The organism is Halomonas sp. Cn5-12, from assembly GCF_021532545.1.
In the GTDB taxonomy this organism is placed as follows: Bacteria; Pseudomonadota; Gammaproteobacteria; order Pseudomonadales; family Halomonadaceae; genus Vreelandella; species Vreelandella aquamarina.
Genome location: NZ_JAKGAY010000021.1, coordinates 1 through 14,763, shown reverse-complemented (window position 1 = coordinate 14,763; position 14,763 = coordinate 1). Strand labels below are relative to the sequence as shown.

14 protein-coding genes and 1 pseudogene are annotated in these 14,763 nt (G+C 52.9%); 2 read left to right on the top strand and 13 right to left on the bottom strand.

Annotated elements, in window-relative coordinates; genetic code table 11:
• The first annotated feature begins 44 nt into the window (after window positions 1-44).
• The gene (locus L1249_RS12065; protein ID WP_235253609.1) at window positions 45-671 is read left to right on the top strand and encodes a glutathione S-transferase family protein; all 627 of its coding nucleotides are present in this window, start codon (window positions 45-47) and stop codon (window positions 669-671) included.
• Here the strand turns inward: L1249_RS12065 and L1249_RS12060 are convergent, their stop codons facing one another.
• From L1249_RS12060 to urtA, 12 genes are all read right to left on the bottom strand, one after another.
• Complete coding sequence (locus L1249_RS12060; RefSeq protein ID WP_228168785.1) at window positions 672-1,061, bottom strand: hypothetical protein; 390 nt, start codon at window positions 1,059-1,061, stop codon at window positions 672-674.
• A 169-nt stretch (window positions 1,062-1,230) separates the two neighbouring features.
• Window positions 1,231-2,145, bottom strand: coding sequence for a zinc-binding dehydrogenase (locus L1249_RS12055; RefSeq protein ID WP_228168784.1), 915 nt, complete (start codon window positions 2,143-2,145; stop codon window positions 1,231-1,233).
• Window positions 2,075-2,407: an alcohol dehydrogenase catalytic domain-containing protein gene (locus tag L1249_RS12050; protein WP_232059471.1), complete on the bottom strand. Its 333-nt coding sequence runs from the start codon at window positions 2,405-2,407 to the stop codon at window positions 2,075-2,077. Before L1249_RS12050 ends, L1249_RS12055 begins: the two co-directional genes overlap by 71 nt.
• Before the next feature lie 230 nt (window positions 2,408-2,637).
• A complete protein-coding gene (locus tag L1249_RS12045) occupies window positions 2,638-2,970 on the bottom strand; it encodes an FmdB family zinc ribbon protein (RefSeq protein ID WP_172416667.1) in 333 nt (110 codons plus the stop codon).
• A 90-nt stretch (window positions 2,971-3,060) separates the two neighbouring features.
• Window positions 3,061-4,290, bottom strand: a complete 1,230-nt coding sequence (gene fmdA, locus L1249_RS12040; protein WP_058579782.1) for a formamidase — start codon at window positions 4,288-4,290, stop codon at window positions 3,061-3,063.
• Between the two features lie 137 nt (window positions 4,291-4,427).
• The gene (locus L1249_RS12035) at window positions 4,428-5,477 is read right to left on the bottom strand and encodes an AAA family ATPase (protein WP_058579781.1); all 1,050 of its coding nucleotides are present in this window, start codon (window positions 5,475-5,477) and stop codon (window positions 4,428-4,430) included.
• A 29-nt stretch (window positions 5,478-5,506) separates the two neighbouring features.
• Window positions 5,507-6,562 (bottom strand): aliphatic amidase, encoded by a 1,056-nt coding sequence (locus tag L1249_RS12030; protein ID WP_172416668.1) that lies wholly within the window; start codon window positions 6,560-6,562, stop codon window positions 5,507-5,509.
• A 57-nt stretch (window positions 6,563-6,619) separates the two neighbouring features.
• Entirely contained in the window at window positions 6,620-7,309 is a 690-nt protein-coding gene (urtE, locus tag L1249_RS12025; protein WP_058579779.1) for an urea ABC transporter ATP-binding subunit UrtE, read from the bottom strand.
• A 15-nt stretch (window positions 7,310-7,324) separates the two neighbouring features.
• Window positions 7,325-8,071, bottom strand: coding sequence for an urea ABC transporter ATP-binding protein UrtD (urtD, locus tag L1249_RS12020; protein WP_058579778.1), 747 nt, complete (start codon window positions 8,069-8,071; stop codon window positions 7,325-7,327).
• A complete protein-coding gene (gene urtC / locus L1249_RS12015; RefSeq protein WP_058579777.1) occupies window positions 8,068-9,243 on the bottom strand; it encodes an urea ABC transporter permease subunit UrtC in 1,176 nt (391 codons plus the stop codon). The genes urtD and urtC overlap by 4 nt, the downstream gene beginning before the upstream one ends.
• A gap of 13 nt (window positions 9,244-9,256) precedes the next feature.
• Complete coding sequence (urtB, locus tag L1249_RS12010; protein WP_058579776.1) at window positions 9,257-10,177, bottom strand: urea ABC transporter permease subunit UrtB; 921 nt, start codon at window positions 10,175-10,177, stop codon at window positions 9,257-9,259.
• Between the two features lie 85 nt (window positions 10,178-10,262).
• A complete protein-coding gene (gene urtA, locus L1249_RS12005) occupies window positions 10,263-11,513 on the bottom strand; it encodes an urea ABC transporter substrate-binding protein (RefSeq protein WP_228168781.1) in 1,251 nt (416 codons plus the stop codon).
• A 265-nt stretch (window positions 11,514-11,778) separates the two neighbouring features.
• On the opposite strand from urtA, the gene L1249_RS12000 reads away from it, so the two are divergent.
• The gene (locus tag L1249_RS12000; protein ID WP_235253608.1) at window positions 11,779-14,388 is read left to right on the top strand and encodes an ATP-binding protein; all 2,610 of its coding nucleotides are present in this window, start codon (window positions 11,779-11,781) and stop codon (window positions 14,386-14,388) included.
• Window positions 14,389-14,596: 208 nt separating this feature from the next.
• On the opposite strand, the pseudogene L1249_RS11995 reads toward L1249_RS12000, so the two are convergent.
• Window positions 14,597-14,763: pseudogene (locus L1249_RS11995) on the bottom strand (IS1380 family transposase); the annotation flags it as partial.

Here is a 14,763-nt window from a genome sequence, read left to right as displayed (position 1 = left end):
AGTCGCTACAGTGAAAACTTCACGGTACTGCCTGGAGCCGCCAAATGATCACGCTATACAGCTTTCCCAATTCCCGCTCGCTACGCGCTGCTTGGACGCTTGAAGAGCTGGGCCTAGAGTACCAGTGCCACCACGTAGCGCTGGATAAAGGCGAGGGGCAAAGTACCGAGCATCTTGCTCGCCACCCGGATGGCAAGGTGCCGGTGCTGGAAGATGGCGAGCTAATGCTGTTTGAGTCTGCGCCTATCTGCCGTTATCTCGCCGAGCAGTATGGCGCAGGGCAACTGCTGCCTCAAAGCATTGCCGAGCGCGCCCAGGTCGACCAGTGGCTTAGTTTCATCGTTACCGAGATCGAGCAGCCACTGTGGCTGCAAGCCAAGCACAAATTCGCCCTGCCTCAAGATAAGCGCGTGCCTTCAGTGCTACCCACCGCCGCTTGGGAATTCCAGCGAGCCCTGCTCGCGCTCGAGCGCCGCTATCGTGGCCAGGAAAATCTAGTGGGCGATACCTTCACGTTGGCAGATCTGTTCTTAACGCACACGCTCACTTGGGCCACAAGCATGAAACATCGCTTGCCAGAGCCGTTGGTGGCTTACCGTGCCCGTCACGCCAATCGCCCAGCGCTTGCCCGCGCCGCCGAAAAAGAGCAGGCGGCAGCGCAAGCGACCTGATTACACCGCGTTAGGCGAAGGCAGCCGGAGTGTTTCCTGCGCTTTACTCCCTTCGGCACGGGCGGCTCCCCAGGCACTTTCCAGCCCGCCAGGGAAGCCGCTTCGCTGGCTGTAATCCGGAGTGACACTGCCCTGGTAGGCATGGCGCTGGCTTAGCGCTTTGGCGCAGCTATAATCCACTACCGTCAGCACGCCCACCGCAAGTGCTAAATAGAGGTTCTCTTTATGCGATGGGTGGCGCTTTAACGCAAAGGTGAGCGCGGCAAAATCCAGCACATCTCCGCCAACTCGGCTCCAAATCGCGTTGGTCGGGTTATCCGACAGCGCGCCGATGCCGCTGAGGATTTCCCGCGCACCGCTGGCGCGTATCTTATTTTCACGATGAGGCATACCTAACACGCGGCTCAACCCCGACGCGGGGCCACTAGCTGATACAACCCCATCCCCAAGCTTAGCCAACCCAAGCCTCTAGCTAATTTATCCGCTGGTGACATTGAGCGTGTTGGCGAGTGGGAATGGCGTTTCATCGATGTTTTCATACTCTCCTCCCTGTGCAGTATTACGGCTTCAGAATGACTTTGACGCAGCCATCCTGCTTATCCCGAAAGGTTTGGTACATCTCACGCCCCTGGGCTAAATCCACCGAGTGGGTAATCACAAACGAAGGGTCGATCTGGCCCTCGTCAATGCGCCTCAACAGATCATCCGTCCAGCGTTTGACATGGGTTTGCCCGGTGCGCACGGTCAATCCTTTGTTCATCAGCGCCGCCCCCATAGGGATTTTATCAACCAGCCCGCCATACACCCCGGGGATCGACAAAATACCCGCCGGACGGCAGACATATATCATCTCGCGCAGCACATGAGCACGGTCGGTTTCCAGCCACATGGCCTGTTTTACCCGGTCATACACCGAGTCCAGCGAACGCGTGGCGTGGGCTTCCAGCCCCACCGCATCGATACACTTTTCTGGCCCCTTACCGTGGGTCAGCTCCTGCAGCCTGCCCAGTACGCTTTCGTGGGCAAAGTTAATAGTGATCGCGCCACCGGCAGCGGCCATTGAGAGCCGCTCGGGTACGTTATCAATCACCACTACCTGCTTGGCGCCCAGCAGCACCGCGCTACGCACGCAGAACTGACCAACCGGGCCTGCGCCCCAGATCACCACGGTATCGGTGGGTTGAATGTCGCACTGCGCGGCGGCCTGCCAACCGGTTTGGAAAATATCCCCTAGAAACAGCACTTGCTCATCGGTGAGCGTATCGGGCACTTTAATATGCGTGGTGTCGGCAAAAGGCACGCGCACAAACTCGGCCTGGCCGCCCGTATAGCCGCCGGTAAGTTGAGAGTAGCCAAACAGCCCGGCACCGCCATGGCCAAAGACTTTATCCGCCAGGGATTTATTACGGTTGGAGCGCTCGCTCGCAAACCGAGTAGTTGCCGCGCTGGCACTGCTCGCATTCGCCGCAAGCAATGGTGAAGGGCACCACCACTCGATCGCCTACTTTGAGATTTTTCGTCTCACTACCCACTTCCATCACTTCGCCTATAAACTCATGGCCTAGGACATCGCCACAGGACATACCGGGGATATAGTGATCGTAAAGGTGCAGATCAGAGCCGCAGATGGCGCAGCTACTGGCATTGATAATGGCATCGCGGGGGTGTTCGATCGCGGGGTCGGGCACGGTATCGTAACGAACATCGTTCTTACCGTGCCAGCAAAGTGCTTTCATGGCTGCTTCTCCTTACATGGTTGCGCATAGCGTCCTGCCATGTATCACCATAGCTCAGACACACGGCACCCAAAGTTAAGAAAAGCTTTTTTACGGGTGTTCGACGACAATCACGCCCTAATCAGGCAACTTAAGTTAACAACGGATAACAATCGCTACCTACCTAGCCTTTGCGCTCAATATCCACGTTGCTGGCCTGGGCGAAGAGCCTAGTAGAAGTGACTTAGGCCTTAATGACTAATCATCCATGGGCGTGCTGAGGGGAACATCTTATTACCTTCTGCAGTATAAAATACCTGGGGTTTTTGACGTTCTCGATGACAGCATCCGTTCTCGTGCTCACTATGCTGGTTCCCATGCCTGGGTTCGTGTGCGGCTTTTTCATTGCGCGCAAGGGCATTGCGTTTTGAGGCATCCATCATTAAAAGCTGAGGGGCAACCATCAGCACTCTAGGGGATAGCGTTCCGCACGTTGGGCAAGCGTGAGAATCACCCGACTCTCGTAGGGGAACAAGCTCATGGAATAAGCCATGGGAAGCACACTTATAATCATAAAGAGGCATACCACTTTCTCCTTAATAGTTTCTGTTTTAAACAGGCAGCGATGTTAAGACGTCGCCGCCTATCTCAATGCTATTAACGCTTGGAAGTCTCTATTTATCTTTTGAGAGTGGTAAGTCAGCCCCCTGAGCGACTTGGGCACCGGGCCCATGCGCATTCGGTTTCACATCAATATCAAAAATATCCGTTGGCAGCCAAAGCGTTGCGCAAGCATTGGGAATATCGACGACGCCGCTAATATGCCCTTGCACTGGCGCGCACCCTAGCAATGAGTAGGCTTGAGCACCGGTATACCCAAACTTTTTGAGATACTCAATAGCATTGAGAACGGCCTGGCGATAAGCCACATGCACATCCAAATAGTGCTGCTTGCCCTGCTCGTCTACCGATACCCCTTCAAAAATTAGATAATCATCGTATTTAGGCGTGATAGGACTCGGTTTGAAAATAGGGTTCTTGATGGCGTACTTCTCCATGCCGCCTTTGATCAGGTTAACCCGCAAGTGAATCCAACCGGCCATCTCAATGGCACCACAAAAAGTGATTTCCCCATCACCTTGGCTGAAATGTAAATCGCCTACCGATAGTCCGCCATCTTTGACATAGACGGGGAAATAAATTGTTGATCCCCTTGATAAGTCTTTGATATCACAGTTACCACCATGTTCACGCGGAGGAACTGTTCGAGCGCCTTCAGCGGCAGCCTGCTGCTTGGCGGTACCTGTCAACTTCCCCATATGGGCTGTGTCGGCATAGGGCAGTGCCGCTAACTGGGGGATACGATCAGGCTCGGTATCATAGAGCTCTTTTTCTCGCCTATTCCATTCATCCAACATCTCTTTTGAAGGCAGGCAGCCAATTAAGCCGGGATGGATCAGACCGGCAAACTCGACACCGGGAATATGCCGGGATTTGGTGAACATGCCATTGAAGTCCCAAATCGACTTTTGTGCCTCTGGGAAGTGCTCGGTTAGGAAACCACCGCCATTCTGCTTGGAAAAGAAACCATTGAACCCCCACTGGCTCTCTTCAAAGGCGCCAATATCGAGAATATCCACCACCAGTAGATCACCGGGTTCAGCACCTTCAACACCCACCGGGCCTGATAAAAAGTGGACTTGGGTTAGATCCACATCGCGAACATCGTCGGCACTGTCATTGTTGTGGATTTGCCCACCGGTCCAGTCATGACACTCAATAATAAAGTCATCGCCAGGCTTCACCATGCTGGCCATAGGTATATCGGGATGCCAGCGGTTATGAACCTGCTCGTTCTCGTAAGGCGACTGATTAAGGTCAATTTTAATAATTGTTTCAGCCATGACACATACCTCTTTTACGTAACATCGAATAGTGGTTATAGAGAAACCCGTTTTCCCTGTACCACTATGTAAAATCGTTACTCAGGCAGCCATAAGCTAATGCACCACGGGCACTACGTTATATGACGTATAAAAATCTATGGAGTGGTGATCGGCAAAACGCTAAGAGTATGCTTTTCGTTGATGCTGGCTTGGTATAACTGCTTATCCGGATGCCTCAACAGAGCGCTAGCCAGCGCTGGCTCTAGCGTCACGCGCAACCTTCGAGCTAAATCGCGAGCGCCAAATTGTGGGTCGCGTTTTTCGCACAACCAGTTTCGTGCATCGTCGGTTAGGTGCAGCGTGATTTGCTGTTTAGCTAGGCGTTTATCAAGTTTCGCTAGCTCGATATCCAGCAGGGACGACCACCAGTTCTCATCCAGCTTCTCGAAAGGCAATATGCGGTCTATACGATTGAGAAACTCAGGGTCGAAATGACGCTTTAGCGCCTGCTGTTGTACCCAAGATTCTTTACTTGGCTGTAACCTTAGCCAACGCCGCCAACCCTGCTCAAAGCGTTGACGATAGGCCACCACGTCATTAGCACCGATATTGCTGGTCATAAAAATAAGTGTGTTACGAAAGTCGATCTTCCGTGTGCCGCCCGATAGTACTAACTGGCCACTGTCCATGACGTTAAGCAGGCTACGCACTACCTCCTTCGAGGCTTTTTCCAACTCATCGAATAGCACGATACCGGGTTTACTGTAACTGCCTTGAATAGCATCAATATCAAACAGGGTATGACCCTCTTTGCTCCCTACATAACCCGGGGGGGCACCCGTCAATGCCGCCGCATAGTGCTCTTGAGCCAGTGTGTTCATATCGATACGGCACAGCGCATCTGCGCGACCAGCAATAGCCTCAGCCAGCAGTCGTACCGTCTCGGTCTTGCCCACCCCCGTGGGGCCAAGGAAAAGATTAACGGCTAATGGGCGTTCCTCGGCACCGATATCAGCCTTGACCACGTACAACATTGCTTCCATGGCATCTAGTACTTCTTCCTGGCCGACAATACGTTCACGCAATCGCTGCATTACCCTTGCAGGGTCAAAACGGAAGCGTGAAGGCCTCTCCTTGGCCTTCTCTACGTGTTCTAGACCAGCGATTGCACGACTCTCCTCCAGACGATCATTAATAAAGGGCATTTGTTACTCCCCCTGGGCCTTGAGGCCTTTCAGTGTGAATCGTGCCCTGCGCCACGCTCCTTGCCTTCAACGGGTAATTCACCCACCGGGCATTCGGCAACGCCAATCGTTTTGCGCGTTAGCGCCTCGACGTTTTCCTGCGCCTTCTGGGCATCCATCACCCAGGTGCGATAGAAATCAAAAGGACAATCGGCGATACCCTTGTCACCATCCCCTGATGCATGAACACCTGAATAGCCTCGGTGCAACAGCTTGAACAGATGGTTTTGCGATTGGTCATTGGCACGGGCATCACGAATCTGGCTGATCGATAGCTGAGCAAACTGGATGCCCATGTCTTCCTCGCCACACTCGCCGAGAGTACGACCGTCGAAGCCGATGATCGCTGAGTGGCCAAAATAGGAATAAACCCCGTCAAAACCGCTGGCGTTCGCCACCGCCACATAACAGTTGTTGGCCCAGGCCATGGACTTAGACATCAACACCTGCTGCTCTTTGGCAGGGTACATATAGCCCTGGCAACGCACGATCAGCTCGGCTCCCTTCATGGCGCAGTCGCGCCAGATTTCAGGGTAGTTACCGTCATCACAGATGATTAGGCTAAGTTTCATACCCTTCGGGCCTTCCGTAACGTAGGTGGTATCTCCTGGGTACCAACCTTCGATGGGACACCAAGGAATGCACTTGCGATAACGTTGCACGATTTCACCTTGGTTATCGATCAATATCAGTGTGTTGTACGGTGCCTTATGAGGGTGATCTTCATGTCGCTCTCCGGTAAGAGAAAACACGCCCCAAGTATTCGCCTCGCGACAGGCTGCTGAAAAAATTGCCGTCTCATCCCCTGGGATAGTTGCGGCAGTGGCCATCATTTCCTCGTTGTCGTACATGATGCCCATCGTGCTGTACTCGGGAAATACGACGAGATCCATTCCAGGCAAACCGACTTTCATACCCTTGATCATTTCAGCGATGTTGCGAGCGTTCTCTAAAACTTCCTCACGATTGTGTAAGCGAGGCATTTTGTAGTTGACCACAGCTACACCGACGGTATCGGCACTGCTGGAAATATCGCCATGACGCATAAAGTTCACTCCTTTGCTTGTTGAATACTGATAAAAACGATTGATTAAAAAGCAAAATCAAACCGACAGATAACTGGCAATCTTGGCTTGATCGGCGGTGGCACGGGGTTCTTCGTGAATAAGCTCGCCCCGCTCAATGACCGTGAGCCGATCGGCAATCTCCATGGTGAAACTGAGCACTTGCTCGGATACCAGAATGGCAATCTTTTTCATCTCGCGAATCTCATTAAGCGTCCGCGCAATCTCTTTGATGATTGAGGGCTGAATACCTTCGGTAGGCTCATCAAGCAGCAATACCTTGGGCTCGGTAACCAATGCCCGGGCGATGGCAAGTTGCTGCTGCTGACCGCCAGAGAGGTTACCCCCCTTGCGGTTGCGCATATCCAGCAATACCGGGAATAGATCAAATATCTCTCGGGGCACTTTGCGACTTTTTGCGGTCTCGAGCCCAGATTCGATGTTCTCCATCACGGTGAGGTTGGGAAAAATCATGCGCCCCTGGGGAACATAGGCTAAACCTGCGGCGACACGCTTATGGGCGGGCAGGCCAATCAGCTCTTGACCCTCCAAACAAATGCTGCCCTCCCCGCTTGGCAGCACCCCCATCAAGGCTTTAAATAGTGTTGTCTTGCCCATGCCATTACGGCCCATGACAGCTAAGGTTTCATCCTGATTCATGGCAAGATTGATACCGTGAATCACTTCGCTCTGGCCATAGCTAACGCGTAAATCGTTGACTTCAAGCATGTGGATAGCCTCCTTTTAGTGGCCCAAGTAAACATCAATGACGCGCTTATCCTGCTTGACTGACTGCATGTCGCCCTCGGCCAGAATCTTGCCTTGATGCAGCACCGTCACTTTGCCGCCCAGAGAGGCGACAAACTCCATATCATGCTCAATCACGATGACTGAACGCCCTTGGGAAATCTTACGCAAAAGCTTCGCCGTTGCTTCGCGTTCGCTTACGCTCATTCCCGCTACCGGCTCATCCAGCATTAATAGCTTTGGGTCTTGAATGAGCAGCATGCCAATCTCCAGCCACTGCTTTTGGCCATGGCTAAGCAATCCCGCCAGATCATCAAGACGCGTTTCTAACTGGATCTCTTCGGCCACTTCATGGATACGCTGGAGCACTTCCTCGTCACGCTTGAACGCCAAGGCGCCAAAGACGCTTCGACCCCGCGGGTAAGAAGCTTCGAGGTTGTCAAAGACACTCAATTCCTCGTAGATAGAAGGAGTCTGAAACTTACGACCTACGCCCTCCCAGACAATGCGATGCTCATGCATTCGGGTAAGCTCTTTTCCCCTGAACTTGATCGACCCTTCACTGGCGCGGGTTTTGCCGCAAATCATATCCAGCAGCGTGGTTTTACCTGCGCCGTTAGGGCCAATAATCACTCTTAACTCACTCTCATCCATATAAAAATTCAGATCTTCTATGGCTTTGAAACCATCAAAAGAGACCGTTAGATTTTCGATGGCGAGCATAAAATTGGTGTTAGAACTCATGGCCTTTTCTCCTGCAGCGCCTCTGGCGATGGCGCTTGAAATCCATCGCCTGAATCAGACGGGTGAGCCTTTCTTTCGCCGAGCCAGGGTTCAAAAAAGGCGCGCAGGTGTTGACCAAAGCGGCCGTAAATACTGGCCAATCCGTAGGGCAGCACTAACACCACCAGGATAAAAACGGCACCAATCAAGAACTGCCAAAGCTGTGGGTAGGCCTCGGCGAACATGGTTTTGGCAAAACTGACCAATAGCGCGCCGTAAACGCCTCCTACTAGTGATAGGCGCCCACCTACTGCGGCAAAAATCACAAACTCGATGGAGGGCACAATGCCGATGAAGGAGGGCGACATAAAGCCCACCTGCAGGGTGAACATCGCGCCACCGATACCGGAAATAAACGCGGCAAGGCAAAAGATGAACACTTTAAAGTTGGCCACGTCGTAGCCGGAAAAGCGCACCCGCTCCTCCTTGTCACGTAAGGCGGTCAGAATACGGCCGTATTTGCAGTTGAGTACCCAGCGGCCAACCAGCAGGCAACCGATTAGCAAAATAGCATTTAGGTAATACAGCAGGTAGCGGGCGCTATCATCGCGAATATCCCACCCCATCAAGGTTCGCAGATCGGTGATTCCATTAATACCACCGGTATAGCCCTGCTGGCCGACAATCAGGATAGTCAGCACTACCGCAAGGGCCTGGGTGATAATGGCAAAGTAAACGCCACTGACACGCCGTTTGAACATGGCGAAACCAATCAAAAAGGCAAAAGCCGCAGGCAGCACCAACACAGCAATGATGGTAAACGTCAGACTATTGAAAGGAACCCAGAACCACGGCAATTCAGTAATACGGTTCCAGTCCATAAAGTCGGGTATGCCCGGCGTAGTCTGGATGCTGGTGCTTTCCGGGTCAGAGGCTTCAATCTTCAAAAACATTGCCATGGCATAGCCACCGATACCGAAGAAAATACCCTGTCCCAGGCTTAGAATTCCACCATACCCCCAGCAAAGCACTAGGCCGAGTGCCACAAAAGCATAGGTCAGGTAACGTCCTGCCAAGTTAAGGCGGTAGATATCAAACACAAGCGGCATAACCACCATCAGGACGACCGCCAGTAGCAGAATGCTGCCTAAGCCTGCGTGACGATCCTGAAAGAAATGGAAAAGTTTGTTCATTAGATGGGACTCCTTAGCGGCGAACCTTGCTAGCCACAAGCCCTTCAGGGCGCAACAGCAGAATGCCAATCACCGTCAGCAGCGTGAGTACTTTGGCCATGGAGGAGCCCAGAAAGAATTCCATAAGTGACTGGGCCTGAGCGATAGAGAAGGCCGACGCGATCGTGCCCACCAGACTTCCCGCGCCTCCAAACACCACCACCAGGAAGGTATCAACGATATACAGCGAACCGCTGGTTGGGCCGGTGGAAGAAATGGTGGTAAAGGCAGCGCCAGCAATACCGGCAATACCGCAGCCCAGCGCAAAGGTGACACGGTCAACACGCTTGGTATTAATACCCACCGCACCGCTCATATCCCGGTTGGCCGTGGTGCAGCGCACTCGCAGCCCCCAGCGTGAGCGGAAGAGGAACCACCACACGCCTACTGTTACCAGCAGGGTAAGTACCAGGATGGCGATACCGTTGAGTGGAATATCAATCATCATGGTGGGCCGGTAAGAGCCACGTAGCCAGTCCGGCACTAGTACGCTCACCTCTCGGGCCCCAAAAGCAGACCGAAACCCTTGCTGCATAATCAAGGCCAAGCCCCAGGTGGCTAGCAAAGTATCCAGGGGGCGATGATAAAGATGCCTTATGAGTGCTATCTCGACGACATAGCCAACCAAAAAAGCGCTACCAAAGGCGATGGGGATAGCGAAGAAAAGATAGTAATCAGTCATCCCTGGCAAGGCACCCAGAGTGATAGAACACAGGTAAGTGGCGTAAGCGCCGATGACCATAAACTCACCGTGCGCCATATTGATCACGCGCATCTGGCCATAGATGATGGCCAGACCTAGGGCCATCAGTAGCAAAACACTAAAAAAGCTCACGCCAGCAAAGCCTTGCATGGCAAAAATTGCTAATAGCTCTTGAGTACTAAATCCACTCATGGCTGCCTCCCCCGTTATAAAAATCAATATCCGGCAACATCATCGACATCACAGCGGCTTTCACCGCCGTGATGTGAAGCGAAGCTTATTGATAACCTTCTGGGAAGGGGTTGGGTTCGACCAGGTCAGACTCCCACACGACGGTGGCTTGACCATCTTCGTTCCAACGACCTATGCGCGTTTTGCTCCACAGGTGGCGGTTCGGGTGCACCTTTACGTAGCCTTCCGGCGCTGTCGTCAATTCAATATCGGCCATGGCAGCAGAAACAGCGTCTACGTCAAAGCTGCCCGCTTTCTCGACCCCTGCCTTCCATAGCCAAGGCCCCAGATAGGCGGCTTGTGAAACGTCTCCGATAACGCTGTCTTCACCCCAGCGCTCCTTGAACGCTTCCACAAAGTCAGCGTTATTTTCGTTATCTAGGCTCTGAAAATATTTCATGGAGGAGTAGAAGCCTTCGACGTTCTCACCACCAATACCGAGCACTTCATCCTCAGTGACCGAAATGGTCAGCAACGTTTGGTTGTCCGCATTAATGCCTGCGGCATTAAGCTGGCGAAACCAAGCAACGTTACTTCCACCGACTACTGCTGCGAAAATGACGTCCGGCTTGCGAAGGCGAATGCGGTTGATGTTGGAGCCGAAGGAGGTGTGGCCTAACGGGGCGTAATCTTCACCCAGCACTTCCCCGCCAAGCACTTCTTCGATATGAATACGGGCAATTTTCATTGAGGTACGCGGCCAGATGTAATCCGAACCAATCAGATAGAATGTTCGCGCTCCTTGTTCATTCCATGCCCAGTTGATGCCTGCCAGTATCTGCTGGGTGGCCTCCTGGCCGGTATAAATCACATTAGGTGACTCTTCTAGCCCTTCGTAAAAAGTGGGGTAATAGAGCAGACCATTCTCACGCTCGAGCACCGGTAGCATTGCCTTGCGCGAAGCCGATGTCCAAGCACCGAAGATGGCGGGCACATTATCCTGAGTGAGCAACTTCCGCGTTCTATCAGCGAAAGTCGGCCAATCGCTAGCGCCATCTTCAATAATTGGCACAATTTGACGGCCCAAAACACCGCCCTGTGCGTTGATCTGCTCAATAGCCAGCTGCTCAGCTTCAACCGAGCCGGTCTCGCTAATCGCCATGGTGCCTGTCAGTGAGTGAAGGATACCCACATGAACCGTATCGTCAGTCACCGCAAGACCAGTGGTATTAACCTCTTCAGTGGGTGGTGCACTTAACGCCTTGGACGATAGGCTAAGCGCGAGTGGTAGCGCTACGATGCCGGTCAGTAAAGAGCGCCGCAAGTGCGAAAACGTTGTGTGTTTCTTCATCATCATGGTGAGCCCCCTGTCAGAGAAAGAACCTTATTGATTCCTCACGAACGAGTATGGGGAGCGTTTATTGAAGCCACCATGCGGGGAATACACCAGACCACTACGTCATTTACCCCATACCTAGCCACTAACCAACCATTTAAACTCATCAACACGTCCATGGCATGGAATTTGCATGATTCTTTTCAATTTTGAGCGTTAAGAGACTAAGAGAAGAGAGCATCCCATCCTACTGGCCGATAATGATTGGCCAACACAAAGGCCCGCCATGACGACCACAAAACAACGCATATTCCCGGTGAGACGCAACTACAACAAATGGGTGGCTAACCAAACGCTAGAAGATTTTGCGCTACGTTTTACCGCTAAGTCTGCCCGGCGCTGGAGCGCTAAACGTGTTGCCCTAACGGCTCTAGGAACGATTTCGTTTCTGGCTCTGGAAGCGATTGGCGGGGTAATCACCCTCAACTACGGCATCGTCAATGCTATTGCCGCCATCGCCGCCGTCACTGTCGTGATATTCCTGCTCGGCATTCCGATCAGCTACCATGCGGCCCGTTATGGGGTGGATATCGACCTACTCACTCGCGGCGCTGGGTTTGGGTATCTGGGGTCGACGCTGACGTCGCTCATCTACGCGACATTCACTTTCATCTTTTTTGCATTAGAAGCCGCCATCATGGCGATGGCACTAGAAGTGCTGTTCAACGTTCCGCTCACCCTGGGGTATGTCATCAGCTCTCTGGTGGTGATCCCCATCGTCACCCATGGTTTTACTTACATTAGTCGTTTCCAGGTTTGGACTCAGCCACTCTGGATTATTCTGCAGCTGACTCCCTTTATTTTTATCCTATTTCAGGATCCCGACTCTCTCCCACGCTGGTTGGCATTCGACAACACCATTGTAGGCCCTCAAGGGTTCGATCTATTACTGTTCGGAGCGGCGACCACGGTGATGTTTTCACTGGTTGCCCAAATTGGCGAGCAAGTCGACTACTTACGCTTTATTCCCGAAGCACAGCCGGGTAAACGCCTGCGTTGGTGGACCGCAGTGCTCGCCGGTGGCCCAGGCTGGATCATCATTGGTGCTCTAAAAGCATTGGCAGGCTCGTTGCTGGCGGTACTCGCACTCCACCACGGCTTGGCCACAGAGCTAGCTCAAGAGCCGATGCATATGTACTTGGTAGGATTTAGTCATGTCACCACGCATCCTGCCACTTTGATGGCACTGGCAGGTATTTTCGTTGTACTTTCCCAACTTAAGATTAATGTCACCAATGCCTATGCGGGCTCCATCGCTTGGTCCAATTTCTTCTCACGCCTTACCCATAGCCACCCAGGGCGCGTGGTCTGGCTACTATTTAATGTCATGATCGCACTGGTACTCATGGAGATCGGCATTTACCGTGCGTTTGAAGTCATTTTAGCCAACTACGCGATGGTGGCCATGGCCTGGATAGGAGCGCTAGTAGCCGATCTAGTCATCAACAAACCATTAGGGCTTAGCCCACGCCATATCGAATTCAAGCGCGCTTATCTTTATGACATCAATCCTGTAGGGTTTGGCGCAATGCTCTTGGCAACAGCCGTTGCACTCGCCGCCAGGGCAGGGCTCTGGGGCGACACGGCAGCAGCACTGGCTTCCTTTTTGGCTTTGTTGACCGCGTTCATCTGCGCTCCCACCATCGCTTGGTTGACCAAGGGGCGCTATTACATCGCTCGCCCCCCAGAACCCCAGATGGTCCTCCAAGGCCAAGCCTGTATCATTTGCGAGCACCATTTCGATAGTGAAGATATGGCCTTTTGCCCTGCTTATAATGCCCCTATCTGTTCACTCTGCTGTTCTCTGGACGCTCGCTGCAACGATGCATGCAAGCAGCACGCTACCTTTCAGGAGCAATTAATGGACTGGTTGGGCACACTGCTCCCTAATCGTATACTCAAGCATTTCAACTCTCGAATGGGCCATTTCGCTAGTCTATTGATGCTAGTCACTCTGGTGATTGCGGGGTTCTTGATTCTAGTTTTTTATCAGCTTCCCACCCTTTCTATGGAGGTGGAAGCCTTGATGGCGACCACACTGGCTAAAATATTTGCCATTTTTGTGATTGTCAGCGGCGTAGTAGCTTGGCTCTTTGTGCTGGCCAGCGAAAGCCGCGTCGTCGCTCACGAAGAATCTCATCGCCAAACACGCATGCTGCTGGAAGAAATCGATGCCCATGAGAAGACCGATCGGGAACTACAAAAAGCCAAAGAGCTAGCTGAAGCAGCCAATCAGGCCAAAAGCCGCTATCTAACCAGTTTGAGCCATGAACTTCGCTCTCCGCTCAATGCCGCTTTTGGCTATGCCCAATTACTGGAACACGATGACACTATTCCCCCAGAACGGCGCAAAGCGGTCGCCATCATACGCCGCAGCACGGAACACCTGTCTGACTTGATCGAAGGGCTATTGGAAATCTCCAAAATTGAAGCGGGTAGACTGGAACTGTATCGCAACCAGGTCAGAGTCAGCGCGCTGATTGATGAAATTGTCGCAATGTTTCGCCTCCAAGCTCAAGAAAAGGGCATCGACTTTACCTTTACCAGCGAAGGCCGCATTCCTGAATGGGTCATCACCGACGAAAAACGCCTGCGCCAAATACTCATCAACTTGCTTTCCAACGCCATCAAATTTACTAACCATGGCCAGGTGTCGCTGAACTTCCGCTACCGCAATCAAGTGGCGGAATTCACTATTCACGATACTGGTGTAGGTATAGAAGAGGAGGATATTCAGCGTATTTTCAAACCCTTTGAACGGGTGCGCAAACCCGGCGTTCCCATCGCCAACGGCACCGGGTTAGGCCTGACCCCGCCTTATTCACGAGGGCGCTGATTGAGCGGTCTGAAGGTACTGGCTGTTGGCATTGCTTATCAGGATTCGCCTCTTCAGCGCGAGTGGCTGTTGAGTAATGCCAGAACGCAGCCCTTTTCCTACTTACTTATAGCTCTTTGGAATCAATGGCGGCCGTCCAAGCAGCCGTGATCGCCGACCGCCGCTCCGATCGCTCGCTTTCTGATGCTGTGGTGGTCTCGCAGGAGCGTCAGCTCAGTGCGGTCAGCTTCGGCAACCCCTTCAGCAGCGTCGGCCACCACTTGTCGGCGGCGGCACCCAGATGAACGGTGATTCGCCGAGCGTGCAGCCTCAGCGTGGCGGCGACCTTCAGCACCTGCTCGCGCATCCGGCTGAGGCTCCAGCCTTGCCGGGTCT